The organism is Candidatus Saccharibacteria bacterium oral taxon 488 (genome assembly GCA_010202115.1).
GTDB lineage: Bacteria > Patescibacteriota > Saccharimonadia > Saccharimonadales > Saccharimonadaceae > Nanosynbacter.
Window position 1 is genome coordinate 556,069 of sequence record CP047917.1, and the last position, 25,448, is coordinate 581,516.

General features: G+C 52.2%; 26 protein-coding genes. 7 read left to right on the forward strand and 19 right to left on the reverse strand.

Annotated elements, in window-relative coordinates; all coding sequences use genetic code 11:
- Nucleotides 1-29 precede the first annotated feature (29 nt).
- The 5 genes from GWK74_03035 to nusA are packed head-to-tail and all read right to left on the reverse strand — an operon-like array spanning nucleotide 30 to nucleotide 6,890.
- Complete coding sequence (locus GWK74_03035; protein ID QHU90480.1) at nucleotides 30-926, reverse strand: hypothetical protein; 897 nt, start codon at nucleotides 924-926, stop codon at nucleotides 30-32.
- 23 nt (nucleotides 927-949) lie between these two features.
- The gene (gene radA / locus GWK74_03040; GenBank protein QHU90481.1) at nucleotides 950-2,299 is read right to left on the reverse strand and encodes a DNA repair protein RadA; all 1,350 of its coding nucleotides are present in this window, start codon (nucleotides 2,297-2,299) and stop codon (nucleotides 950-952) included.
- Nucleotides 2,299-3,276: a hypothetical protein gene (locus GWK74_03045; GenBank protein QHU90482.1), complete on the reverse strand. Its 978-nt coding sequence runs from the start codon at nucleotides 3,274-3,276 to the stop codon at nucleotides 2,299-2,301. Before GWK74_03045 ends, radA begins: the two co-directional genes overlap by 1 nt.
- On the reverse strand, nucleotides 3,260-5,788 hold the full coding sequence (locus GWK74_03050; protein ID QHU90483.1) for an AAA domain-containing protein: 2,529 nt from the start codon (nucleotides 5,786-5,788) through the stop codon (nucleotides 3,260-3,262). The genes GWK74_03045 and GWK74_03050 overlap by 17 nt, the downstream gene beginning before the upstream one ends.
- A complete protein-coding gene (gene nusA / locus GWK74_03055) occupies nucleotides 5,769-6,890 on the reverse strand; it encodes a transcription termination/antitermination protein NusA (GenBank protein ID QHU90484.1) in 1,122 nt (373 codons plus the stop codon). Before nusA ends, GWK74_03050 begins: the two co-directional genes overlap by 20 nt.
- A gap of 371 nt (nucleotides 6,891-7,261) precedes the next feature.
- Between nusA and GWK74_03060 the strand changes: the two genes are divergently transcribed.
- Nucleotides 7,262-7,594 (forward strand): hypothetical protein, encoded by a 333-nt coding sequence (locus GWK74_03060; protein QHU90485.1) that lies wholly within the window; start codon nucleotides 7,262-7,264, stop codon nucleotides 7,592-7,594.
- 75 nt (nucleotides 7,595-7,669) lie between these two features.
- On the opposite strand, the gene gap is transcribed toward GWK74_03060, so the two are convergent.
- Entirely contained in the window at nucleotides 7,670-8,698 is a 1,029-nt protein-coding gene (gene gap, locus GWK74_03065) for a type I glyceraldehyde-3-phosphate dehydrogenase (GenBank protein ID QHU90486.1), read from the reverse strand.
- Nucleotides 8,699-8,764: 66 nt separating this feature from the next.
- Here gap and GWK74_03070 point away from each other — a divergent pair, with 66 nt between their 5' ends.
- The gene (locus tag GWK74_03070) at nucleotides 8,765-10,288 is read left to right on the forward strand and encodes a RelA/SpoT family protein (protein ID QHU90487.1); all 1,524 of its coding nucleotides are present in this window, start codon (nucleotides 8,765-8,767) and stop codon (nucleotides 10,286-10,288) included.
- 333 nt (nucleotides 10,289-10,621) lie between these two features.
- Here GWK74_03070 and GWK74_03075 read toward each other — a convergent pair whose 3' ends face one another.
- From GWK74_03075 to GWK74_03105, 7 genes are all read right to left on the reverse strand, one after another.
- The gene (locus GWK74_03075; protein ID QHU90488.1) at nucleotides 10,622-11,155 is read right to left on the reverse strand and encodes an inorganic pyrophosphatase; all 534 of its coding nucleotides are present in this window, start codon (nucleotides 11,153-11,155) and stop codon (nucleotides 10,622-10,624) included.
- Nucleotides 11,156-11,158: 3 nt separating this feature from the next.
- Nucleotides 11,159-12,091: an FAD-dependent oxidoreductase gene (locus GWK74_03080; GenBank protein QHU90489.1), complete on the reverse strand. Its 933-nt coding sequence runs from the start codon at nucleotides 12,089-12,091 to the stop codon at nucleotides 11,159-11,161.
- On the reverse strand, nucleotides 12,084-12,674 hold the full coding sequence (locus GWK74_03085; GenBank protein ID QHU90848.1) for a hypothetical protein: 591 nt from the start codon (nucleotides 12,672-12,674) through the stop codon (nucleotides 12,084-12,086). Before GWK74_03085 ends, GWK74_03080 begins: the two co-directional genes overlap by 8 nt.
- 114 nt (nucleotides 12,675-12,788) lie before the next feature.
- Nucleotides 12,789-14,588: an ATP-binding cassette domain-containing protein gene (locus GWK74_03090; protein ID QHU90490.1), complete on the reverse strand. Its 1,800-nt coding sequence runs from the start codon at nucleotides 14,586-14,588 to the stop codon at nucleotides 12,789-12,791.
- Nucleotides 14,588-17,101, reverse strand: coding sequence for a phenylalanine--tRNA ligase subunit beta (gene pheT, locus GWK74_03095; GenBank protein QHU90491.1), 2,514 nt, complete (start codon nucleotides 17,099-17,101; stop codon nucleotides 14,588-14,590). The genes GWK74_03090 and pheT overlap by 1 nt, the downstream gene beginning before the upstream one ends.
- Nucleotides 17,102-17,119: 18 nt before the next feature.
- Nucleotides 17,120-17,626 (reverse strand): hypothetical protein, encoded by a 507-nt coding sequence (locus GWK74_03100; protein QHU90492.1) that lies wholly within the window; start codon nucleotides 17,624-17,626, stop codon nucleotides 17,120-17,122.
- Between the two features lie 29 nt (nucleotides 17,627-17,655).
- Nucleotides 17,656-18,111: an HIT domain-containing protein gene (locus GWK74_03105; protein QHU90493.1), complete on the reverse strand. Its 456-nt coding sequence runs from the start codon at nucleotides 18,109-18,111 to the stop codon at nucleotides 17,656-17,658.
- 307 nt (nucleotides 18,112-18,418) lie between these two features.
- Between GWK74_03105 and GWK74_03110 the strand changes: the two genes are divergently transcribed.
- The 4 genes from GWK74_03110 (at nucleotide 18,419) to cyaB (ending at nucleotide 20,058) form a co-directional block, all read left to right on the forward strand.
- Nucleotides 18,419-18,634 carry a hypothetical protein gene (locus GWK74_03110; protein QHU90494.1) on the forward strand — a complete coding sequence of 72 codons (216 nt, stop codon included), beginning with the start codon at nucleotides 18,419-18,421 and terminating at the stop codon, nucleotides 18,632-18,634.
- Between the two features lie 66 nt (nucleotides 18,635-18,700).
- Nucleotides 18,701-19,039 carry a hypothetical protein gene (locus GWK74_03115; GenBank protein ID QHU90495.1) on the forward strand — a complete coding sequence of 113 codons (339 nt, stop codon included), beginning with the start codon at nucleotides 18,701-18,703 and terminating at the stop codon, nucleotides 19,037-19,039.
- A 146-nt stretch (nucleotides 19,040-19,185) separates the two neighbouring features.
- Nucleotides 19,186-19,461, forward strand: a complete 276-nt coding sequence (locus tag GWK74_03120; protein ID QHU90496.1) for a hypothetical protein — start codon at nucleotides 19,186-19,188, stop codon at nucleotides 19,459-19,461.
- 33 nt (nucleotides 19,462-19,494) lie between these two features.
- Nucleotides 19,495-20,058, forward strand: a complete 564-nt coding sequence (gene cyaB, locus GWK74_03125; protein QHU90497.1) for a class IV adenylate cyclase — start codon at nucleotides 19,495-19,497, stop codon at nucleotides 20,056-20,058.
- Here cyaB and GWK74_03130 read toward each other — a convergent pair whose 3' ends face one another.
- The 4 genes from GWK74_03130 to GWK74_03145 are packed head-to-tail and all read right to left on the reverse strand — an operon-like array spanning nucleotide 20,059 to nucleotide 22,758.
- Nucleotides 20,059-20,529, reverse strand: coding sequence for a hypothetical protein (locus GWK74_03130; protein QHU90498.1), 471 nt, complete (start codon nucleotides 20,527-20,529; stop codon nucleotides 20,059-20,061).
- Nucleotides 20,519-21,445, reverse strand: coding sequence for a hypothetical protein (locus GWK74_03135; protein QHU90499.1), 927 nt, complete (start codon nucleotides 21,443-21,445; stop codon nucleotides 20,519-20,521). The genes GWK74_03130 and GWK74_03135 overlap by 11 nt, the downstream gene beginning before the upstream one ends.
- Nucleotides 21,446-21,476: 31 nt before the next feature.
- Nucleotides 21,477-22,520: a phenylalanine--tRNA ligase subunit alpha gene (gene pheS / locus GWK74_03140; GenBank protein QHU90500.1), complete on the reverse strand. Its 1,044-nt coding sequence runs from the start codon at nucleotides 22,518-22,520 to the stop codon at nucleotides 21,477-21,479.
- 1 nt (nucleotide 22,521) lies between these two features.
- Nucleotides 22,522-22,758, reverse strand: coding sequence for a hypothetical protein (locus GWK74_03145; protein ID QHU90501.1), 237 nt, complete (start codon nucleotides 22,756-22,758; stop codon nucleotides 22,522-22,524).
- Between the two features lie 56 nt (nucleotides 22,759-22,814).
- On the opposite strand from GWK74_03145, the gene GWK74_03150 reads away from it, so the two are divergent.
- Nucleotides 22,815-23,810: a hypothetical protein gene (locus tag GWK74_03150; GenBank protein ID QHU90502.1), complete on the forward strand. Its 996-nt coding sequence runs from the start codon at nucleotides 22,815-22,817 to the stop codon at nucleotides 23,808-23,810.
- A gap of 54 nt (nucleotides 23,811-23,864) precedes the next feature.
- Here the strand turns inward: GWK74_03150 and rmuC are convergent, their stop codons facing one another.
- A complete protein-coding gene (gene rmuC, locus GWK74_03155; GenBank protein QHU90503.1) occupies nucleotides 23,865-24,935 on the reverse strand; it encodes a DNA recombination protein RmuC in 1,071 nt (356 codons plus the stop codon).
- A gap of 18 nt (nucleotides 24,936-24,953) precedes the next feature.
- Nucleotides 24,954-25,448, reverse strand: coding sequence for a hypothetical protein (locus GWK74_03160; protein QHU90504.1), 495 nt, complete (start codon nucleotides 25,446-25,448; stop codon nucleotides 24,954-24,956).

A 25,448-nucleotide genomic window follows, 5' to 3' on the forward strand; every position in this document is an offset into this window, starting at 1 on the left:
TGGTTTTTACTTCTTCTTAACCTTAGCGATTATTGCTCATTAACCATCCGGATCAAGTCAGCCTCGCGCTGCGACTGAGTCTTGGAGCGAGTCGAACGGTGACTTTGAGCTGCGGCGCGTGGGGCATCAGGCTTCGTTGCTTTGCTGGTTTGCGGCCGACGACCGGTGGAGCGCTGCTTGGATTGTTTGGGAGCGGCTTGGACTGGTGAATGCTGCACCGCTTCTTTTGGCTCGGCGCAAACCTTCGCAAACATCATCTTGCCAGCATCGGTTTGTAGACTGCGGATGATTTCAATGCGCTTTTTCTGGCCCAGGAACTTTTTGGCCTGCTCGACCACCACCATAGTGCCATCATGCAAGTAGCCGACAGCCTGATGAGAATCTTGACCTTTTTGCGTCAATTCAAGCACCAGTTCATCACCAGGCAGATAGCTCATCCGCAAACTCTTGGCTAGCTCATTGATATTGAGAATCTGAATGCCTTCGACCTGCGCCACCTTGTTCAGGTTGTAATCCAGCGTCAAGATGGCAGCGTTCATTTCCTTGGCGAGTTGCAGCAAGCGGTTATCAACGCCCTCAGGAATGCGCGTTGCGTCATCAAGTAACGTGAACGAGCCGCCCAGTACATCTTTGAGTTCCTTCATGACATCCATGCCAAAGCGGGCGCGCTCGCGCTTGGCGTGATCAGCACCGTCCGCTAGCAGTTGCAGTTCTATCAGCACACTCCGCGGCACAATAATCTGCCCCAACAAGAAACCGGTCTTTGCTAGATCAACCACCCGGCCGTCCATCAGTACCGACGTGTCAACCAAAATCGGCATTTGGGTACTACTGCCTGCGTGCTGCCGCGGCTTGACCAGTAGATATATCTCTGCCATGATGGCTAGCAGCATGATAATGATGATAAGTTCAATTGTTTTTTCCATATTAATTTCCTTTATGATAACGTTTATTGTAAATAATCAATCAGCGCCTGACGTAGGTCGCCGACGCCGCGCACAAATGCGTCCTTGTGGGTTTTTGGCGCAATGGCGTAGGTAAAGCCGAGCTTCTTGGCCTCTTTGAGGCGGGCGTGCCAGCCTTGAGCCGAGCGCACTTCACCACCCAAACCGACTTCGCCAAACACCACGGCTTCATCGCTGAGCTTGCGGCCAGCTGAGGCTGAAGCGATAGCCATGGCGACTGCCAAGTCCGCCGCTGGGTCGCTCAGTTTCAAGCCGCCAACCACATTGATGTAAATATCTTTATCAGAGAGATTGAGCTTGGTACGCTTTTCCAGCACCGCCACCAATAGATTCAAGCGGTTGAGGTCAAAACCGCTGGCTGCGCGCTTAGGGTAGCCAAAATTCGTTGGGTTGACCAGCGCCTGAATTTCCACCAGCAGCGGCCGCGCCCCCTCCATAGTGGCCAGGACGATTGAGCCGTCGAGATTCTGCCGCTCCGCCAACAAACTAGCCGATGGATTAGCCACAATCCGTAAGCCATCCTCATGCATTTCAAAAATTGCCGCCTCATTGGTCGAGCCATAGCGATTTTTCTGCGCCCGCACCACCCGGAAGCCACCGTAGCGATCGCCCTCAAAATTCAGCACCACATCGACCAAATGTTCCAGGACTTTCGGCCCGGCAATCGAGCCTTCTTTAGTGACGTGGCCGACCAAAATCACCGCAGTGTTGGCGGCCTTGGCGGCGCGAATGATGACATTGGATGAGTTGGTGATTTGGCTGACCGAACCTGGCGCTGAGGCAATTTCTGCGAGCGACAAGGTCTGGATGGAATCGACGATCACCAGATTGTACTGGCTAGTCTGGATGGAGGCGGCGATGTCCTCAGCACTGTTGCTGGACGCCAGCTGCAGACTCTCTGAATCAACCGCGCCCAACCGCTCAGCCCGCAATTTGACCTGCGATATCGACTCCTCGCCGCTTATATAGAGCACCTGGTTTTGTCGGGCAATAAACGCCGCGACTTGTGCTAGCAGGGTACTTTTTCCAATTCCCGGCTGCCCCGCCACTAGCACCACACCACCTGGCAAAAAGCCGCCACCGAGCACCGCGTCAAGATCGGCGATGCCGGTTGCCAGCCGCGCCTGTTTAGTTTCAGCGGCCGTTTCGCTGAGCCTAAGCGTGGTGAGCGCCTTGCCCTTGCCGCTGCTACGCGCTACCGCCGACGCGCCCATATCAACCGGTAATTGCTCAACCAGCGAATTCCACTCGCCGCAATTTTCGCACTTGCCGACCCACTTCTGATAGCTGGTGCCGCACTGCTGGCAAATGAATTGTGATTTTGCTCGGGCCATTATTTGACCGCCTTTTGACTATCGAGGCTTTGATTGAGCTGATCAATCTTGCGCCCCAACGCGTTTAATTTTTCAACATCAGTGTTATAGGCATCGACCTTACCCTGGATGGTTTGCTGTTCACGACGAAGCGCCAGACCGCGCTGACTCAGTCGATTTCGCTCAGTCTGAAACTCAGCTTGCGTCTGAAAACCACCCGTCGTTGCCCGCTGGTTAAATGCCGCTACATCTTGGTTATAGGCATTAATGCGCGCATGGTAGGATGCCGTTAGCTGCTCAATTTCACGCTTTCGCCTGGCGAGACTAGCCGCCAGCGCGTCGGCCTCGGCCTCGGCGCTAGTAAACTTTTCATTATACTGAGCATGCAATTTTAGTAGCGCCGCTCGATTGCTAAAGTACTCGGCATAATGCGCCTCCAACTCCGATCCGAGATCAGCAAACTCTGTACCCAAAATTGAATGCAGCTCATTGGCGCGCGTACCTGGCTGAGCACGCTCATAATACGCCATCCGCTCCTCCAGCTTTTTGGTCTTGACCTTGGTATAAGCCGCCTCTAGCAGCTCGCCCAGCCGCCGACGCTGCTCCGCCGAATAGCGCGACCAGGCTACGTGCAGCATTTCGTGCGCCGCCGTTACCTCTTTGATACCGTCTAGCTCCGCGTTCCGCACGTTGTAAATGTGGATGGTCTCTTTGGCGTGAGAATAACAGCCGACGATCGGGCTGGCCTGTTCGATACGACGGCAATCGTGATTAAACTGCGTAGCGTTTTCTAGTCGCGGCTGCGCTAGATAAAAGCTAAATTTAGCCTTATTAGTCATCGTCGCCCGATCTGCCAGCGTCGCTATGTCTTGACTAGGCTGGTACTGCCAGACCCTGATATGATCCAGCACCAGCTGGCGATTGAGCACTAGCCAGCTACCACCGGCCACCAGCCCCACAAACACCACGACACTAACGAGATTACGCAGCCTGAACATTGATCACCACCTCACGATTTTTCGCAGTTGCTACCAAGACCGCGCCGGGATGCGCCTGACGAGACAATAAGGCATCACTGAGCGGATCAGCCAACATCGTCTGAATCGTCTGCCGAAGCACCCGCGCGCCGCGCTGCTCATCAAATCCGTTGTCTATGATACAACGCTTAGCGCTCGGCGTGATGACCAGCGTCATCTGCTGCGCTCGTACTGCTTCTTTAAGCTCGCTGACGAGATTATCGAAAATCTTGCCCACCACCGGCCGAGTCAAGCTCTTGAAATGCACCACTGCATCAAATCGCCCGATTAACTCCGGCCGCAGTAGCTCCTCCAGCTCGCGCCGCGCCGCCCGAGCATTGCGCTCATTCACATCGTCCGCCCGCGAACCATCATCGCCGTGCGGGCTAAAGCCCAGCTCACCGTCGCGCACCATCGCCTCGGCGCCGACATTGCTTGTTAAAATCACGATTGTCTGGCGAAAACTGACCGTCCGCCCATGCGAATCGCTTAGCTTGCCGTCTTCCAAAATTTGCAGCAGCAAGTTTAGTACATCCGGATGCGCCTTTTCAATCTCATCAAACAGTACCACGCTGTACGGCTGCCGGCGAACCTTGTCGGTTAATTTGCCGCCCTCATCATAGCCAACATAACCAGCTGGCGCGCCAATCAACTGACTGGCCGTATGCCGCTCCGAGAACTCACTCATGTCGATCTTGATCAAGCTATTGTCGCCGCCAAACACTTCCCGTGCCAATACGCGAGCCAGCTCGGTCTTGCCCACGCCAGTCGGCCCGAGGAAAATGAACGACCCAAGCGGTCCCGACCGCCGACTCAGCCCAGCTCGCGCCCGGCGAATGGTTCGCGCCAGTGTCGCCACAGCCTTCTCTTGACCGAGCACCGACCGACCCAGTCGCTGCTCCAGCGCCACCAGATCTTTGCGCTCATTCACCGTCACTTTTTCCGCTGGCACGCCAGCCATCGCCGCCACCGCTCGCCGCACATCATCCTCGGTTAGCTCCGGCAATGCTGGATCGTCAGCCGGTAGCTGCTCGGCCTGCTGCTCCAGCTGCTTGATGCGAACCTTTAGCTCGGCCGCGCGTTGATATTGCTCAGCCTCGACCACCGCATCGAGCTTGCCTGCTAGTTGTTTGATCCGCCGTGCTAATTGTTGTTGCTTGGTCAGTTTAGCTGGCCGCCGCGTACTAACCAGCGCCGCCGCCTCATCAAGTACGTCAATCGCCTTGTCCGGCAAATGACGCTCCGTCACGTAGCGCTGGCTGAGGGCCACACTCAGCTCAATCATCTCATCAGAAATCCGCAGTCGATGATGCGTCGCCAACCGGCCCGCTAGCGCCCGCACCATGGCTACTGCCGCCTGCTCATCCGGCTCCGCCACCGTCACCGCCTGAAACCGCCGACTGAGGGCCGCATCTTTTTCGATGTGCTTGCGGTACTCGTCAAATGTTGTTGCACCGATCACCCGCACTTCACCACGCGCCAACGCTGGCTTTAGGACGTTCGCCGCATCCATCGACCCCTCGGCCGAGCCAGCCCCGACCAATAAATGCAGCTCATCAATGAACAACATAATCTCCTGATGATTACGCGCTGCCGCCACCACTTTTTGTAAGCGCTCCTCAAACTGACCACGAAACTTCGTACCGGCGACCATGGCCGTCAGGTCAAGCTGAATCAGCCGCTTGCCGACTAAAAACTCTGGCACCGTCCCCGCTGCGATACGCCGCGCCAAACCCTCGACGACCGCCGTTTTACCGACGCCCGGCTCGCCGATCAGCGCTGGATTATTCTTGCTGCGCCGCCCGAGTACCGTGATCAGCCGCTCCGTCTCGACTTCCCGACCGACCACTGGATCGAGCAGTCCGCTCCGCGCGCGCTCCGTTATGTCGACGCCGTAGCGATCAAGGATCTTGAGATCAGCCGACCGACGAGCGTGCGGTGCTACGCTTTCTTTAGACTCATCCTGCATCGCCTCCAGCTGCTGCCGATCAAATACGTCCTCTAGTGTACCGCGCAGCTCCTCCAGATCCACATTCATATCACTGAGCAATTTCGTCGCCCGAGCCTTGTGCTGCAACAGCATGCTATAAACAATGTGCTCAGTACCGATGCGCTCCTGCCCAAACTCCGTTGCTAGCTGCCAAGCCGTCCGTATCGTCTCCAGCACCTCGGCGTTCATACCTTTGTGAACAACCACCACCACGAACGACTGCGCGGTTAAGCCCAGCGCTAGCTCCGCCCGATCCAAGGTCACGCCATTCTCCGCCAAAATCTTCGCGCCCAGCGACGAATTCTGTGCCAGCACGCCGAGCAGTACATGCTCGGTGCCGACATATGGACTGCCGCTATTGTGCGCCAGCAGACCAGCGCGTTCTAAACTGGCCCTGGCGGTATCAGTGAGTCGAGATTCTAACTCAGAAAAATCTTCCGGCATATCGCCCTCCTTTCGTTTTTGGCGATTGTCAGGAAGTAGCTTATTCTGCCACCTCCTCAACTACGCTCATCAAACTATCCTCAATATTTTTGCGAGGTTTTGTTTCAGGCTTAGCAGTCGCCTTTGCCTCGATGTCCAGTTCATAGCCAGTCAGCCGACTTGCCAAGCGAACATTCTGCCCAGCCCGGCCGATGGCCACTGATTGCTGATCCTCGCTGACATAAACCGTTGCCCGCTTTTCATCTTCATTAACCGTCACGCTCAGCACCTCTGCTGGGCTCATGGCATTCGCGATAAAACCAGCTGTATCCTCCTCGAACGGAATAATGTCAATTTTTTCCTGCTCGCCAATTTCGTTCATCACCGCCTGAACACGCGTCCCGTGACCACCGACAAACGTACCGACTGGGTCAACACCTGGCAGTGCTGATGCCACCGCCAGCTTGGTGCGGCGACCCGCCTCGCGAGCAATCGCTTTGATTTCCACGGCGCCCGTTTCCATCTCTGGCACCTCCTGACTGAACAAGAAGCGTACAAATTCTTCATTGCCGCGGCTCAAGATCAACTGCGGGCCGCGACCCTCGCGCTCGATGTCCTTGATATACACTTTGACGCGACGACCAACACCGTAGTATTCGCCAGGAATTTGCTCAGACTGCGGCATGATACCGACCGCCTTGCCCAGCTCAATTCGCACCACGCGTGGCTCAACCCGCTGAATCGTACCAGTCACCACCGTACCGATTTTATCCTCAAATTCTGCCAGCACTACTTCACGCTCCGCCTCGCGCAGCCGCTGCAAAATCACTTGCTTGGCGGTCTGGGCTGCCACCCGGCCAAACGTCGTCACATTGTGGGTCTCGACTGTCACTTCGCTGCCCAGTTCGGCCGCCGGGTCAACGGTTTTGGCCTCGTCCAGGCTTATTTGGTTGACATCATTTTCGACTTCTTCAACCACGGTTTTGACAACCGACACCACGGCCGTGCCGCTGTTGATGTTTAGGCTAGCGCGCACCAACTGCTCGCGCGTGCCGTTGTCACGCCGCCACGCTGCGGCGATAGCCTGCTCGATTACCTCTAGAACTGTTTCTTCTGGCAGGTTCTTTTCCTCGGCAATCGTCCGCACCGCCAACGTCAATTGCTTGATATTCAAATCTTCCATACTAGCTCCTTTACGCTATATTATTATACTACGTTTCACATCAAACGCCCAAGAGACGAAAAACTCCGACCTGATTGGCCGGATATGTCAGTAGTGTAGCATATCCAGCCAGGCGGCGTCAAGTTCAGCCGCCCCATTCGCCCATGTCAGCCTGCGTATGGGTATACATCTCTAACAGAGGTAGTGACTCATGGCCATCCACAATCTTGACAAAAAGCATTGACATTTTCTACTAATAGTGATATACGTATATCAGCCTTTTGACAATTTTTAATTAAATCTGTCAACTGCGCTTCGCTACTGTAGGTCGGATACCTGCGGTGGCTTGAGGCGCGGAACGGCCGCACCTCAAAAGTAGAAAGGAATGGGTCATGCTGGAAGGGCTGACTATTATCATCGCTACGATTATCGTTCTCGGGGTCGTGATCATCACGACCTCCAGAGATGATAGCTTCCTGATGGTGAGCGGAATGATGATCGCCAGTTTCGGAGCAACCGCATTGTACTGGGTTGCGAAAAATGTGGCCCCACATCTCCGGAGGGATTCGACAATTGGATGGCTGTACAAGCCGATTGCCAGCCTGCCTGAATGGATGGGCCATGCGGGGCTCGGAGCCACCGCGGTACTATGGATACTAGCTATCGTCTTTCTGGTGGATGACTACATCCACCTTCCCCGCCGACGGAAAGGAGGCAACTACTGAGAGGTGCGGGGCGGGATTGATACAACTACTCGTATCTCCCGCCCCACTCACATCACTGAACTTATGTTATAGAACTTATGACATCGCTGGCTGCTGGAGGTAGTGGCCGACGTCCGCTACCAGCTCAACCAGGCGATTGGAGTACCCCCACTCGTTATCGTACCAGACCATGATTTTCACCATGTTGCCACCAACGACCTTGGTCAGCGGCAGATCAACGATGCCAGAATGTGAATTACCGATAAAGTCGCGACTGACCAGCGGCTCTTCACTGACGCCCAAGATCCCTTGATAGAAACTATCAGCGGCAGCTTTCTTGAACGCTTCATTTACCTGCTCGACCGTCACGTCGCGTCGCAGCAAGGCCGTCACGTCACTGAGCGATACCACTGGCGTTGGCACGCGCACACTGAGGCCGTCGAACTTGCCGGTTAGCTGCGGCAGGGTTTTGGTCACGGCGATGGCCGCACCCGTCGTTGTCGGCACCATGTTCTCAGCCGCGTTGCGACCCTCACGAAGGTCCTTGGCCGGCGCATCCTGCAGGCGCTGGCTGGCGGTGTAGCTATGCACCGTCGTCAGCATTGACTTTTCCACGCCAAATTCTGCGTCTAGGACAGCCATCACCGCACCCAAGCTATTAGTCGTACAGCTGGCATTAGAGATGATCGGCGTCGCGCCCTTGATCTTGCTGTCATTCGTGCCGAGCACAATGGTATCAACGCCGTCGGATTTGGTCGGCCCGCTGATGACCACACGTTTAGCGCCGGCAGTCAAGTGTTTGCTCGCGCCATCTTTATCAGTAAACAATCCGGTCGATTCGATCACCACGTCAACATTCATCTCGCCCCATGGCAAGTTCGTTGGATCTTTTTCCGCCAGCACTTTGACAGGTTTTCCGTCGACGATGAGTTCATCCTCTGTAACATCAACCTGCCGACCGTACTCACCATAATTACTGTCATGCTTGAGTAGGTACGCTAGCGTCTTAGTATCCGTCAAATCATTAATCGCCACAATTTCCAAATCGCTGCGCTCCCGGGCAATCTTAAAGGCACTGCGCCCGATCCGCCCGAAACCATTAATCGCTATTTTCGTTATCGCCATATAATTATTCCTCCCAAGTAGCATTAGCTTTTTACTAATTATACTACAAAGTTGTATAATGAAACTATGACGCGGGAGGAATTACTACATCTAGCGGCGCCGCAGTACGATGAAGTACCGGTACTAGTGTTAGATAGCGCTATTGACTACGCCACCAAAAAGCATGCCGGGCAAAAGCGCAAGAGCGGCGAACCCTACATCACGCACCCGCTGGCGGTGGCTGGGATTTTGGTGGAATGGGGTATGGATATTGACACGGTGATCGCTGGCGTGCTGCATGATACGGTCGAGGATACCGATGCAACGCTGGATGAACTAGAAAGTTTGTTCGGCCGCGACATTGCCTTTTTGGTTGATGGTGTGACCAAGGTGTCGCAGGCACGCGCTGGTATGCGCAGCCTCGATAGCTATCTGCCGCACACCAAGGACAACCTCGCCAAGCTGATGATCGCGGTCGGCGAGGACATCCGAGTGATTATTATCAAGCTGGCGGATCGGCTACATAATATGCGCACGCTTCAATATATGCCGCGTGACAAGCAGAAGAAAATCGCCCGCGAGACAATTGAGGTGTTTGCGCCGTTGGCGGATCGGCTGAATATGGGGCGCGTCCGCGTACAATTAGAAGAGCTTAGTTTCCGATTCTTGATGCCCAAGGATTTTCAGCGCACCAAGAGTCTGATGGACAGCCGCCTGAAAAAAAGCCAGCGCAAACTCGCCAAAGTCCGCCGCGACGTTACGGCGCGCCTGCAGAGCGAGGGCCTACGGTTCGATATGGATGGCCGGGTCAAAAGCGTGTATAGCCTGTTCAAGAAGCTCGACCGCGTTGGCGATATTGATAAGATTTACGATCTGATTGCTCTGCGCATCATTGTTGATGATTTAGCGACCGGCTATCTGGTACTGGGCGTACTGCACGAGATGTACCAGCCGTTTTACGAGCGCATCAAAGATTACGTTGCCAACCCTAAACCGAACGGCTACCAAAGCTTGCACACGACAGTGCAAACGCCGACCGGACAAATTGTCGAATTCCAAATTCGTACCCAAGACATGCATGAATACGCCGAGCGTGGTTTGGCAGCCAGCTTTCATTATAACGAACAAAAGATGTCCGATGCCTACCGCCAGGGGCGAATCGCCGCGCTGCCGACGGATTTGGCATGGATTCGTGACCTGCAGGAAACGGCGGCCCGGGCCCGCGAGGGCAAGGCCTTTAATTCAGAAAAATTCCGCATGAAGCTGTTTGAGGATCGAATCTTCGTCTATTCGCCCAAAGGTGATATTTATGATCTGCCCCGCGGCGCCTTCCCGCTGGATTATGCCTACCGCATTCACTCCGACATCGCAGCGCACGCCAGCGGTTTTAAGGTCAATGGCGTTATGAAGCCGTTCACTTATGAATTACAACACGGCGACGTCGTCGAAGTCTTAACCAGCAAATCCGCCAAACCCAAACCAGCCTGGCGTGACATGGTCATCACGCCGCATGCCAAAACTAAGTTGCGCATGCAGCTGTCAAAAAGCGGCGGCGTGCTAGCACATCTAACCGGCTTAACTGACGGCGTTTCGTCGCTGTTTCGACGGTAAGCAAAACACTCACGCCTCATCCCAGAAGCTGCAGCAGACACGACACCTCCTTCGCCAGAGACTGTGAAGCGTTCGTGAGTAACGGACGTTTCAGCCGAACGCTCGCGAGAAATCTCCAGTGGAGATTTGAGCGAAGAGTGTGCTCTGGCGGAGGACGGTGGAGTGGCTGCTGCGGTTCGTTTTCCAGCCGTCTCCTCCAAGTCGAGTACATCCGGCAACGCCGTCCGCAGAACTATCGACTTGTCGGAGAGACTGACGGTCACACTGCAACAAACACGCATACCCGATTCTCGGTAAGACGCGATATCGCTTTGCTTTACAAGTTAGTTTGTATTACGCCTGCTCGTTCCAGCGCTCAATCGCCGCCGCCACAACCTGCTTGGCAGTATCAACGCCGGCAAATTCTTTGACAATGGTCGAGCCTGGCTTTTTCAGATCCTTGTAGTGATTAAAATGGAATTCAATTTGCTTAATCAGCTGCGCCGGCAGATCCTCCAGCGACTGAATGGCGTTACCATTGTGGCGATCGTCGCTCGGCACCGCGATAATTTTATCATCGACCTCATCGTCATCGACAAACTTCATCACGCCAAGGATTCGCGCCTCGACCACCAACCCAGTCGTCAGCGGCGTGTCAGTCACCAACAGTACATCCAGCTCATCGCCGTCTTCATCCAATGTCTGCGGGATGAAACCATAATTAGTTGGCTTGGCAAAAATCGCTGGATCAACCCGGTCCAGCCGCATAACACCGACGTTCCGATCCCATTCAATTTTATGATTTGACCCAGCCGGAATCTCCACGACAACGGTAACTTCGCCGTCCTGATAGTTTCCCGGGGTTAATACTTGGTTAAAGTCTGCCATATACTACTCCTCTCTGGCTTTTTCTTGTAAATATTCACGAATTTGCAGGGCTGCAACCGCACCCTCGCCGACCGCTGAAGCAATTTGCATAGTTGCATCCGAACGCACGTCACCCGAAGCAAAGACGCCAGGAATGTTGGTATGCAAATGTTCGTCGGTGATGATGTGTCCTCCGAGGTCCAGCTCAACATCTGACTCCTTCAAGAACTGCGTGTTCGGAATGAGGCCGATAAAGACGAACAATCCATCTGCAGTAAATTCTTTTTGCTCGCCGTCTTGGGTTGATGTGACGCCGTAGAATTTGTCGTCCTTCACAATAATTTCATCGGTTGTCGCGCCAAGGTGGACGGTTATTTTGCCTGCATCAACATATTTTTGCAGCTCCCTCTGCAAGACATCGCTGGCGCGTAATTTACTGCGCACCAATAGGTCAACGTGGCTGGCGTAACGAGTCAAAAATATCGCTTCCTGCACCGCCGAGTTGCCGCCGCCAACGACGATCAAGCACTTGTCGCGGTAAAATGCACCGTCGCACGTCGCACAGTAGTGTACGCCGCGGCCGTACAATTCATCTTCACCCGGCACGCCCAGCTTGCGGTGATTTGAGCCGGTCGCCAGCAGCACCGCTTTGGCGCGCACCGGCTGACTATCGACCGTCAATTCCAATTCGCCGTCAACTTGCTTCAGGGCCGTCACGTCGCCGTACTCGATCTCCGCACCGAATCGCTCAGCCTGCTGCTGCAGCTCGGACGCCAATTTCATACCGGTCACACCCTCGGCAAACCCTGGATAATTATCGATTTGATCAGTGATGGCCGCCATACCGCCAACCACGCCGCGTTCGTATAGTGTTGTCGGCACGTCTTCGCGCGATAGGTAAATTGCGGCCGTCAGCGCACTTGGGCCAGCGCCGACAATGATAACCTCCTTAGACATTCAACCCCCTTGATCTATAATATCGCTTGATAACTTCTGGCATCTCCGGCCGTGGAATCTCCGCCGGTTTCTCGATAGCCATTACCACAAATTTAAGTGGCGCATTGGCAGGAATTTTATCGCCCTGGCCTTTATTGCCATAAGCTTTGTCAGCTGGAATCGTCAGTTCGCGCACACCGCCAACCTTCATACCAATCAGCCCCTCTTTCCAGCCCTGAATCACCGACGTATGTGCTGGGCCGTTTACCGCAAACGGCGCTTTCAATTTACCGCTGTTGATTGACTGATCAAAAATCTCACCCTTAGCATTCCAACCGATGTAGTAAACCGCAAATTTGGTATCATCCTTGACCTCCGCGCCGTCACCCACGACCAAATCTTCTTTGCCGAGCTCCTTCACACCAGTAGCCTCAAAGGCACCGACTCGCGTACTAAACCCCAAAAACTTGCCGTGATATTTACTGTTCAATTCCGCCGTCTGAGCGTCAACTTTCTTTTGCCACTCCGTGGTTGCTTTTTTATAATCTTCTTGCGCCTGCTTCAGCTCGGCCTGGTCTTTGGCGTCATTGCCTGGCTGCACCATCATGGCGATGAACCCGCCAATTGTCCCAACCGCTAATGTCCCCGTGATGATCCATATACCGAGTCGCTGTCCCCTCGTTGCCATAATCCTCCTTTATCTTACCTTGAAATTATATCAATGTTTCCTCTCGGCCGCAATGTCATAACGTGCCAGCTCATCATCAATCCCCACGCCAGCTGTCCGCTGTAGCTTGAGCAAATTAGCATAAATACCGCCCGATTTTGCCAACTGTTTCGGCGTACCAATCTCGTCGACCCGGCCATGTTTTAGCGTCACGATCCGATCCACCGTAGCGATGGTACTCAGCCGGTGAGCGATAATCAGCGTCGTTCGCCCCTTCATCAGCCGCTCCAGCGCCTGCTGCACTAGATGCTCGCTCTTGCTGTCGAGATTGCTTGTTGCCTCGTCGAGAATGAGAATTGGCGCATCCTTGAGTACCGCCCGCGCGATGGCAATGCGCTGCTTTTGACCGCCGGACAGCTTGAGGCCACGCTCGCCAATTTGCGTGTCGTACCCTTTGTCAAGCTCACTGATGAAGTCGTGCGCGTTGGCGGCCTTGGCGGCGGCAATCACTTGCTCATCCGTCGGCTCGTCGGCGCCATAGGCGATATTTTCACGAATTGTGCCGGAAAAGAGCGCTGGCTCCTGAAACACCGTGGCAATGTGGCGACGCAAGCTCTTTTGCTGCACCACATCAATTGCCACATCATCAATCATAATCTCACCACTGTCTGGCTGATACAGGCGCATCAGCAAGTTCGTTAAAGTGGTCTTGCCGCCGCCCGACTCGCTGACGAGAGCGACATGCTCACCGGGACGAAGCGTAAACGAGATGTCGGTCAACACTGGTTTTTGCATGGCAGAGGCGTAGCGAAACGAGACATTGCGAAATTCGACCGCCCCGCGGCTCACGACTAATTCCGGCGCGTGAGGCACATCTTCAATCGCTGGACGCAGCGTCATTACACCAACAAAATCCCGACTCCCGGCCAGAGCTTTTTGGAAATTATCAACGATGAAACTCATGTTAAACAGCGGCATCCGCAAATTATTAATCAGCGTGATCAGCAGCACCATATCGCCGATCGAAAAGCGCCGTTCGGTCGTCTGCACAAAAATGTAGGCAAAAATCATAAAGAAGATGACCGACAGCACCACGCCGCGCACAATGTCCATGCTGTGCCAATAGCGCGATTGCTTGCGCGTGATGGCAATTGTTTTGCGGTAACGCTTGGCAAAATGACGATATTCGAGCGACTCGCGGACATAGCTTTTGACGACTTTGATCTGAGCAATGACTTCGGCAAACCGGCCGCTGGCCATATCCGTTTTGTGATTTTTACGGTTCTGAAAGGTCTGCCATTTCTTGCTGGTTAGCGCCGTCAGCCACATAAATAGCGGATACATGATGACCACCATTGCCGCCAGCTCCAGGCTGTACACCAGAACGATACCGATGGTGATGCCCGTCGTGAGCAGCATTTGGAAAAAGTTATTGGCAAACATGTTCAGGAAATTCGTCGTTTCGGTAATCGCGCGGTTGAGGCGATTGATAATCGTCCCAGTCAGCTCGCCATCAAAATAACTTTGCGGCAAGCCAAGCAAGTGATGATAGTACCGCGTCGATAGCTGCTGCTTGAGCCGCGTTGCCATCACGTCGCCCCAGTAACCGCCAAGGTTTCGCACCATCGTATTCGTCACGTCAAGCGCCAGCAGCACCAGCGCCAAGAAAATCGCCTGCTCAATTCCTACATTGCCGCCCTCAACCACTTCGACCATTAAGCTGGTCGCCCGCGAAATCACGAACGGCACCGCAATGCCGGTCAGCGCCACAACAACTGAGCTAATACTAACCCCGATGTAGTATCTGCCCATGCCGCGTGCATATCGGAGCATGTGAATCAGCGGCTTCATCAGACTACTTCAGCGCCCCACGCATCTTTGGCCGCTTGTTCAATCTGCTGCATCACCGGCGCGATATCCTTGTCCGTCAATGTCCGCTCATGCGAGGTGAACGTCAGTCGCCATGTCATCGTTTTCTGCGCCGCATCATGCTCGGACTGATAAATGGTGAGTGGCTCAATCCGTACATTCATATCGGTGGTCCGTATAGCCTCATCCAGCGTCTGCAGTAGTTGCTGATACCTGACAGCGAATGGTACTTTGAGCGAGATATCGCGCGTCGTTGATGGATAGCGACTGAGTGGCCGATAATGACTGTCACGCTTGGCGTAGACAGCCTCCAAGCCAGCAGTGTCCAAGCTCGCCGCCGCCACGTACGTTGGTAATTTGAAGTTCTTGATGACTGATTGTTTCAATTCGCCAACCAGACCGATGAACGTTCCGTCAGTTGTCTCAATCAGCGCGCTGCGCGACCGGTCAAACGGTGCCGCGACTGGAAGCGTAAGTTCTTGTTCAATTGGCTTGAATACCAACTCAGCGCCAAGGTCACGCGCCAACTGCTCAACCAAGCGACGAATTTTGTAAAACGGCGCACCCGCTCCCGGCTTTTTGGCAGCATAGACGATGTCCGTAAACTGACTGGCCTCTGGCAAACCATCTTCGCCTAGGCCATGCATTTTGCTGTGGCCCTTACCCATTTCAAACAAAGCAAATTCATCATGCCCGGCCTTGATATTGGCGTGGACCTTGTCCAGCAAACTCGGAAGCACCGTCAAGCGGTAATATTGCAAATCAGGGCTGAGGGCGTTTGATAATTTGTATGCCTGAGCAACGTCCTGCTCGGCATTTTTTAGGATGCATTCGTGAACGAAACTGTAGGTCAAGACTTCGTTGGCACCGGCACGCGATAGACTACGGCGAACGGCGTTTTTCAATTCACGACGCAAATTTTTTGGTGCGGGTTTAATGCTGCGATGCGGTAATTGACGCGGTAATTTATCAAAGCCATACAGCCGGCCAACTTCTTCGACGATATCCTCAGGCAGCTCAATATCGGTGCGCCAAAACGGGCTGTAGACCATCATGCCGTCCTCACCATACTCGCGCCCTTCATCAACGAAAAACTCAACGTTTCCTAGCAGCGTGTTCATTTCACCATCGGTAAAATTTACGCCGAGCCGCTCTTCAACAAATCCACTCGGCACCAACAGGCCACCGCACCAATGCATACTATCAGCCAACACAGACCGCAGAGACTGATGATTCTTAAACAGCACGGGACTAGCTTGTTCACCGCCAGTCATACCCATGAGTCGCTTGAGTACCGGGTCGGTTTGTGCCGGTGACTGACCCTTATTAAACCGCGTCAACGCATCGGTAAAAATGCCGTGGCGCATGGCCGTGCGGCGCAGCGCATACATATCAAAATTGGCGCACTCCAAAACGATGTTTTTCGTGCCATCCGAAACCTCAGTGTCGGTGCCGCCCATAATTCCCGCCAGACCAATCACGCCCTCGCCATCAGCAATGACAATGTCGTCCGTCGTCAGCTCATATTCCTTGCCATTGAGCAGACTGACTTTCTCGCCATCACGAGCCATCCGCGCCCCGAGTGTAGACCCACGTAATTTGTCATAATCATAGGCATGCGTTGGCTGTGCCGTCATGAGCATCATGTAATTCGTGGCATCGACAATGTTATTAATCGGCTTGCCGCCCATCACCACCAGCTGACATTGCAGCCACAGCGGACTTGGCTGCACCTCAATATTTTTGATGGCTACCGCTGAAAACACCGGCACTACTTCAGTCGCCTCATTGAAGATCTCGAGCTCAAGACCGTCGCCGCCAGCAAATTCTTGAATCACATTGTACCACTCGGGGCTGGTAAACTGCTGGTGAAAAATCCCGGCAATCTCGCGTGCCACGCCGAGCTGCCCAAAGCAATCCGGCCGGTGAGTAAACATCTTATTCTCAATGTCCAGCACGTAGTCGTCCAAACCAAACGTTTCCGCGAAACTCGCACCTGCCGTAAGTTCAACGCCCACCGGCACGTCGTGTTCATAAATCTCAACAATTCCCTCGTGATCCGTACCAATCGCCAGCTCGTCGGCCGCCGCCAACATACCCTGACTCAGCACGCCGCGCAGTGGCCGCGCATCTAGCACAAACGGCTCGTCGTCGTCAAAGCTTGCCGGCACCGTGCTTTTTGGCGGCAGCCAAATCGCCCACATATCCGCATGCACATTTGGCGCGCCGCAGACCACTTGTACCAGACCGCTCTCATCGCGCGGCACATCCGCTACCACACCGCCATCATCAATCTTGGTCACACTCAGCCGGTCAGCATCAGGATGCTTGACGCATTCAACCACCCGGACGATTCGTGCGCCGCCATATTTAGCGTTGAGGCCGATCACTTCTTCGACGCCACCAAGCTGCTGATTGACCCGCGACACCAACTCATCTACCGGCGGCAATTCAAAATTAATCAATTGTTTGATAATGTTTAGGCTGACTTTCATATATACCAGTATATCATTCTAATCAACGGTGTAGTCAAACACCTTGACAGGAATATCTTTTTCCTGAGCTTGGTCAATCGTAAACGTCGTGCCAGAGCTATCGTTGACCCGAAACGCCACCAGTTCGTCCGCCAAGTCAACAATTTGACAATTACGCGCATGAAATGAATCAGCATTAACTCCATTAAAATCAGTAGCATCGTGCAGTACTCCTGGCCGATGTTTGGCGATGTCTCGCAAAAGAGCGATCGTCGCAATCGCATCATCCTGGCGACATTTGCCGACAGCTGCACGATCATACAATGCTTGGCAATACAGCTCCAGCTCCACTGGCAAAAATATCCGAAACCGTGCCGCCTCCAGGCCACATTCATACGCCAGCCGCGCCGCTTCGTGATCAGCACCAGTCGCGCCACCCGACACAATCCCGCCGCCTTCAGCAATCTTTTGCCCGACAAACTGCTCAATATCGCGGCGAATCGTGTCATTTACTTCACGTGTACCGACAACTCCGAGCCACTTCATAGTTCGCCCCGTTGGTTAAAGTTAAAATATTACCCTTGAGCAGCAATGATCTGCGCCTGAATCCGGTCTAGTTCGGCCTCATCCATCTTTGGCCCCTCGGTCGTCGTCAGCCAACCACGATAGCTCTCGTGAAACTCTGCGTTCTCTGCCCAGACATCAGTCCGCCCTGCCAAGTCACCATGTAGCGGATACAGCTTGGCGTGCACATGCGCCACGCCCGTCCCCTCGAATACCAGCGCTACCCGCGGTGTATCAAACGCGCGCTCCAGCAGCCGCGCCACCTGGCGCACTGCTCGCATAAACTCGAGGTATAACGTCTCGTCAATTGCAAAAATATAATCGCCCGGATTATGCTTTGGAATGACCACTGTCACCCCCGGGGTATTTGGAAACGGCGTGAGAAACGCCAAAAACTGCCCGTCCTCCCAAACCTTCCATGATTTTACGGTGCCTGATACAATGTCGTCGAAAATTGTATGGTTCATAATTCTACTCCTTTTAAGATAATTATACCAAATAATTTTAAGCTCAAGCAAAATACAACATAAGACTACGTCCCGCGTTATGTTCACAACTTCCTATCAGGTTTAGTCCTACGATTAAACTATTACTGCAGAGGCAATTTATTGTTTTATGCCATAATTTTGACAAAATCCATTGACGTTTTGTTCTATTATTTGATATATATCAGCCTTTGCATCCGCAAGGGTCGGCGTTTCGCCCAAAGCCATTGGGCTTGAGACGCTCCACTTCGCGAGATAATTATCTCGCCTGACTCCAAGAGGAGTTATTATGGGAACTAACAGCCAGTACGAGGGTGGTATGGGCCGCATCGGTGGAGAGGTCATGTACTGGGACAAGAACGATGACGGTACTACCAACATCTTCCCCGGTGGCATGCCCGGCGCACGGCCGCACGACCACATCGTCGTGAATGAGGACGGTGGTGTCGAGTATATGCGCATCGACGGCAAGGTCATCAACGACTACCGCGACTACCACGGCTGATTCCTACTAAGCGGTTTGTGGCTTCCGTACAAAAAGCCACTTTTCCTTTATAATATGTCATTGATTATGGATAATCATCATACTATTATTGAGAAATTTACCGGCAAGCTTCATGAGTGCGCCTCACGTGGTCATTTTGAATTTACTAATCTGCCTATGGGGTCATATGATTTCTTTTACATCGTGACTGAAGATAGATGCTTTGCTGGTGAAGTATGTCTTTTTAAGACGCGGTCTGTATTGTACGACCCAATGAGCCGCCCAAGTGAAGCTTCTCCGATAGTTGGCGCAGAAGATGGATCTGGTAAAATTGTAGACTCTTGCTTCTCGTTGTATAGTCAACCAGATAATTTTATATTCTTCGACGGAGACTTCAACTATTGCTTATATAAGCTAACACCGTAAGCTTAATGCTTTTTCATTTTTCAGGAACATAGACCAAACCATCTTCATCAGCGGAAGCTGTCGCCCAGCTACTCATGATTTCAGAATGATAGTCTTCAAATACTTGCTCATTCGTTGATTTTGGCCAGTTTGTCATGGGATTTTTCGTGTTTGAGAATTGCAACCTGGATTACGCAAAGCATATTTACGGGCAACCAGTCTGTTTTAAGAATTCATCAGTTCAGAGCGTAGATTTTCGCGGCGTCAAAGCTATTATTGAGGCAGGGGGCTGTGACTTTCGCGGTATGAAATACGACGAGGAAACACAATTTATTTATGGTAGCGGCAAGTTGGCAGCACGATCACACTTTGTGAATTGCCAGTTGGACAAGGAAGGGCGGAAGTTTTTGGCGCAGCAAGGTGTGGAGTTTATAGATAACTAAAGATATAATGATAAGCTGAAAGACGAAAAACCCATGACAACCAAACTTCTAGAAATAGAACGCAAACGTCAATTAACTGGTGACGCAGAAGAATTACTCAAGCGATTGCAAGACCTCGGTTTTGAACTACAGAGTAATCTCCACGAAATTGATACGTATTATTCTCGTCCTGATGTCGATTTCATGCAGACGGTTGAATGTTTGCGGATTCGCCAGCGCGATGGTTTTGCCGAGGTGACATATAAGCCTGCGACGACCGCTGCAACACATACGAAAAACGATGTGATCATTAAGCCCGAGACAAACCTACCAATTCAGCCCGGGAACGCGGCAATCGCCAAGCAGCTACTAGCAAATCTCGGTATGGTGCAGCTCGTTGAAGTTAATAAATACCGGCGATCATTCCGATCCCCAGACTTTCCGCAGGCAACGGTGGCTATAGACGAAATCAAAGACGCTGGGACGTTCGTAGAAGTTGAAGTTTTGTCAGATGATGAGACTAGTGCGCTGGCGATGATCAGCGAGATTGAGGTCAAACTCGGCCTTGACTCGGCAGAAGTTGTCACGCGGCCTTATCGGGACATTTGTATGGGATAATCAAGCTACGTTTTTATCAAATCCACGCCTCGCCCCACCACCCAATCGCAGCAGTACATTATACAAAAATATGATAATTCCCCAAACAATCACGCTCAGATAATTACCCCAATTAAAATCATTCCAAGGATTGCGAGCCGGGCTGTCTGTCGGGTCGTACGCCACAAACCCCACTACAGCCATCACGAGAATGATCAAGAGTCCGGAGATGACAATTTCACGCACGTAGCTGGAGCGCTGAAATACTGATAGCCTCAGATTATATCGAGCCCCTGATGGCAACAACACTAGTAACACTATAACGATATATGATGGGATGGTTATTATACCCTCGAACACATCCCACGGGTTCACTTTCATGATATCAGGCTTCACTGCCTTCACGATCTCTTGCATGCCCAAGGATACCCCAAAGAATAGCAGCAGGATGATCAGCACCAGCCCAATCGAGCTCCATCGTCTAGTCTGCATTGTTCGCTCCCGTTATGACATTGGTGGCCGCTTTATATACCTCGTGGATTTTGCCAAAAACCTGGTTGTCGTATTCTTCTCGATCTTCAATGCTGCTGTCTGGCAATTCAATAGTATTCTTGAACTGCGGCTGCATGATATTAACCGATGTCACTTCCATACCCTCTTCAATTTCAATGTCGTAAACCTGTTTTTCGACACCCGGAAACTCCTTCACATAGTGATCAATGTACGCGCCAGGAGACAGAAACTTACCTCTACTCGGCCGAAAATCAATGACGATAGTACCAAGTGTATCAGTACGATTATCGATCAAAGGTGCGGAGAATAAATTTTTCGCTAGCTGGCTGATTTTATTATTGTGTTCTATGGCTTCGCGAGAGATAAATATCTTCGCGGATTTTATACGATGCGCCCGCCTGATTAACTCGATGGCGTCTGGATGGCAAATCACCGTCCCGATAAATGCTGCCTTTTCAGAGAGCGAGAGCTTTGTGATGCGGTTATTTATATAGGCTAAAATCTTTACATTCGTAGCAACATTTCGGTTGTACTCTAACGCCATAATTCCTTTGTCTGCATAGTAGAGGAAATGCACCACCTGCACCGGCAGCTGCCCATCAGGAAGCGGATAACGTTTGACAAGATCGTCATCGTCCCTGCCTATGGTAATCACGTTCGATCCGTACACGGCAACGATGCCAGCATAGCATTTAGATAATTCACTAGTTTTATGTAGCTTATCAAACTGCAAGAGCCGCATGAATGACTCATCGTCATTTGGATTATACTGCCAATTCCTATCGTCTTCTTCGAGCTTCATCAAATCGCGCAGAACATCCTCAAACGGATAGCTGCCGTACCCCTCATCGTCGCGATTGGTGATGTTGTAGAGAAAGACATTGCGCTTAATCATCACATATCTCCAAATGGACTAATTGACTGAATTAAAACTGCTCCAAAAAGTCTAATCGTCCGCTCTCAAAATGCCGCACGTCCTCGATGCCGTATTTCATCATCACCAAGCGGTCGATGCCGCAGCCAAAGGCAAAGCCGGTGTATTCATTCGGATCGATGTTAGCAGCTTTCAGCACATTCGGGTGAATCATGCCGCAGCCTAATAGCTCAATCCAGCCTTCGCCCGAACAGACTTTACAGTCCGGATTTTTGCCTTCGCAAAACGGACAGCTCAGCGCAAATTCAAAGCTCGGTTCGGTGAACGGAAAATAAAATGGATTGACGCGCACATCCAATTGCTTGCCGTAATATTCCTGCAAAAACTCTTGCAGCGTGGCAATGAGATTGCCAACGTTAACCCCCTTAGCGACATACACGCCCTCGACTTGATAGAACGTGTGCTCATGCCGCGCGTCCAGATCTTCGTTACGAAACACCCGGTCGGGTACAATAGCCGCTATCGCCTCGCCGCTCGCCAAATTGTCATGATATTTCTTCAGCACGCGGTTTTGCATGGTCGAGGTGTGCGCCGGGGCAATCAAACGGTCGCCATTAACATCAGTCTCTTCGGTCATGAAGGTGTCATAATCATCACGCGCCGGGTGACCCTTCGGGAAGTTCAAGCTCTCAAACATATGAAATTGATCGTCGATCTCACGCGACTCTTCCGTCACAAAACCCATGCGGTTAAAAATGTCAGAAATACGCTCAATCTCGGCGCTCAGCGGGTGAATCGTGCCGCGCTCACTTGGCAGCAAACTAGGGCGCGGGGCATTGACGTCCATCGGCGCTGTCACGTCAATTGGCGGCAGATCAACCTTTGATAATTCAGCTTCACGAGCCGCGATCACCCGCTCCAATTCCTGCTTCAAGTCATTAACCTTTTTACCAAACGGCCCGCGCTCCTCACTCGGTAGCGTCGCGATAACGCCGTATAGTTCCCGCAGCTCCGCGCTCCGCAACACGCTGCGCGGTTCAGCCGCCTCGGCTACGCGCGATAATAATAGTGCTCGAACTTCATCCAATTTTTCCATGTCATCGCCCCTGCATCAAAAACATCCCAACAACCACGGCCGCCATGATCACAATTATAATCCAAGCTGGCGCCAGCGTCGTCGTCTGCTTCGTATCTTCCAAATATTTCACATCTTCTACGCCGTCCAAGCTAGCTTTTTCCTGCAGACCCGACGCTTTGGCCTTCTCGCGCAGCTCCGCCGCAATGCGTTCTTGTAGTTCACTGCGCCGATCTTGTTGATTTACAAATAATCCCATATGTCGATTATACCAGATATGTTATAATGATAGTAATAGTACAGTAAGGAGGGACTATGGCCACGAAGAAGACTACTAAAAAGGCCGCGACTGCAAAATCCAGTCCAAAGAAGACGACTGCTGCAGCTGCTACATCGAAAACAACCGTAACGCGCGTCACCAGCAAAACTGAGGCGAAAAAACCAGAGGTCAAATCGACTGCCGTTAAGCCTGTCAGGACTAGCTCGCCGCGTAAAAAACTAGACAGCAAACTACCACGCAACCTTGTCAACATCGTATTGGCTGAAGTTGCCGGCACATTTATTTTGACATTAGTCGCCTTATTCTCGGCATATATGATGACGCCGTTTTATGTCGGCCTCGCACTGGTAGTACTAGTACTCGGTATTGGTGCAATCTCTGGCGCGCACATTAACCCAGCCGTGACGTTCGGTCTCTGGACGATGCGCAAGCTTCGAGCTATACTTGTGCCGTTCTACTGGGCAGCACAATTCCTTGGCGCGATGGCTGCCGTTGTCTTGATGGGAGCAATTTCATCAGGCAGCTTCGTCATTAACTTTGACCAATTCACCACTTTCTCGTGGGCGATCTTTGCCGTCGAGCTCGTCGGTATGGCGGTCTTTATGTTTGGCATCAGCGCAGCCCTATCGCGCACTGATCTCAAGAATACCAGTAAAGCCGTGGTCATTGGTATGTCATTGACACTTGGCTTGGTGGTTAGCGGTGCATTGCTACCACTCGCCCAAAATGCTGCTGTTCAAAAGTACCAAGAAGAGCAAGCAAATGCGACTCGGCAAACTCAGCAGCTAAAGGATCAGCGCACCTACCCACGCGAAGTGTATATCAGCGGTGCAACACTGAACCCAGCAGTTGCTCTAGCGGTTACGGAAAAGACTAACTCACAGCTACAAAATGCTTCGGCACCAGCACAAAAAACAGAGAAGCTGTATACCCGCCTCAGCCTTGAGGTAATCGCTGCGACGCTCGTTGGTGCAGCACTCGGCGGTAACTTGTTCTTGCTCATCAACTACCGCAATAAGGAAGAAGAGTAAATCATAGTTCTACCATAACGATATCCCGCCTCTTTTGGCGGGATATTTTTTGCGTTAGTCTTCCTGCGCCGGTCGGTCGATTAACTCTGGCCGTGTTTGGTGGTCGCCGCCAGTAATCCGCACCACGTCTTTATCAATCTTGCCCAGCTCTTTGTACGAATTATTATAATGCCCGACAGTCGTACTGAGGCTCTTGCCCATCTTGGTCATCAGCTCATCAAACTTTTTGATGTGCACGCCCAGCTGGCCGACGCGTACCTGAATATCTTTGGCCTGCTCTTCAATTTGTAAACTCCTCAGGCCCTGCAGCACCGTCTGCAAATACGCTAAAAAGCTGGTCGGACTGACGATAATCACGCGCTTGTCACGAAAGGCATATTCGATCAAATCACGACTCGAACCGCCCGCACCAACATTGTTAATGAGTAAGTCATAATACAGCGACTCACTCGGGATGAACATAAAGGCAAAGTCCATAGTATGCTCACGCGGGCGGATATATTTACTGGTTTCGTCGATGCGCCCCTTCAGATCAGCCTTCACCTTGTTCAGCCACAGCTCGCGCTCAGCCTTAGTCTCGGCGTTGATCATGCGGTTATAATTTTCCAAGCTAAATTTACTGTCCACCGGTAACATCTGCCCCTTGTCTAGAAAAATAACTGCATCAACAATCTCGCCATCCTTGAAACGGTATTGCATCTGGAACTGCTTGGCTGGCAGCACGTTATCTAGTACGCTTTCCAGATAAAATTCGCCAAACACGCCGCGCTGTTTAGGATTTTGCAAGACGTTCTGCAGAGTTTTTAGGTCAGTCGCCACGTCGACTACCCGTTTGTTCGTTTCGTCTAGCTTGGCCAGCCGCTGCGTTACGTCGGCCACCAATTTGGCACTTTCCGACAGCTGCTTCTGGACCGAGGTTTGTACCTGAGTGTTGCTGCGCTCTAATTTATCGCTGACCGATTCATTCAGCTTGGCGATGGTTCGCCCCAGCTCCACCACGTCAGTTTTGATGAGCTCGACCGATGACTGATTTTTTAGTTCACTTAACTTTGACTGCAATACAAATAGCATCGCACCCAACCCCATAACGATAATACCTAAGAGAATAATGATAATGATCTCCATACTCTTAGTGTACAGGGATTACAGAGACAAGACAACTCGCGCCAGCAGGATAAATATAGCCAAAAAGATAATCGCCGCCACGTTACCGCGGATCCGATTCAACCACATTGCGGTTGCGTATACGAAGCCAAACGCCACGGTTGTCACTATCAACGATAACCACCACGCCTCGGCAGTCGAGACGCCAACACCCCACAGTGCACCAACCGCCGCGAGCACCACGAGCAGCGGCCGCCTGACTCGATTGAGAGCGACAATCGGTACGAGCATAACGCTGACCAATACCAGCGCAACGTAGGCACCGATTTGCGCACTGTTCGTACACATTGATGGGTCGGCTGTCGGGCTGCAAATAATCTGCTTTAGGATAAAGCAATCGAGCGCTAGGGCGATCAGCCATGTCACGACACCGCCAACCATACCGCTGCTGACAACTCGCCAGAACACCGCCGGCGTCACAGGAAACATATAGTCTGATTCTTCCTCGTGAAAAACTTTCTCAAACCACTTCAC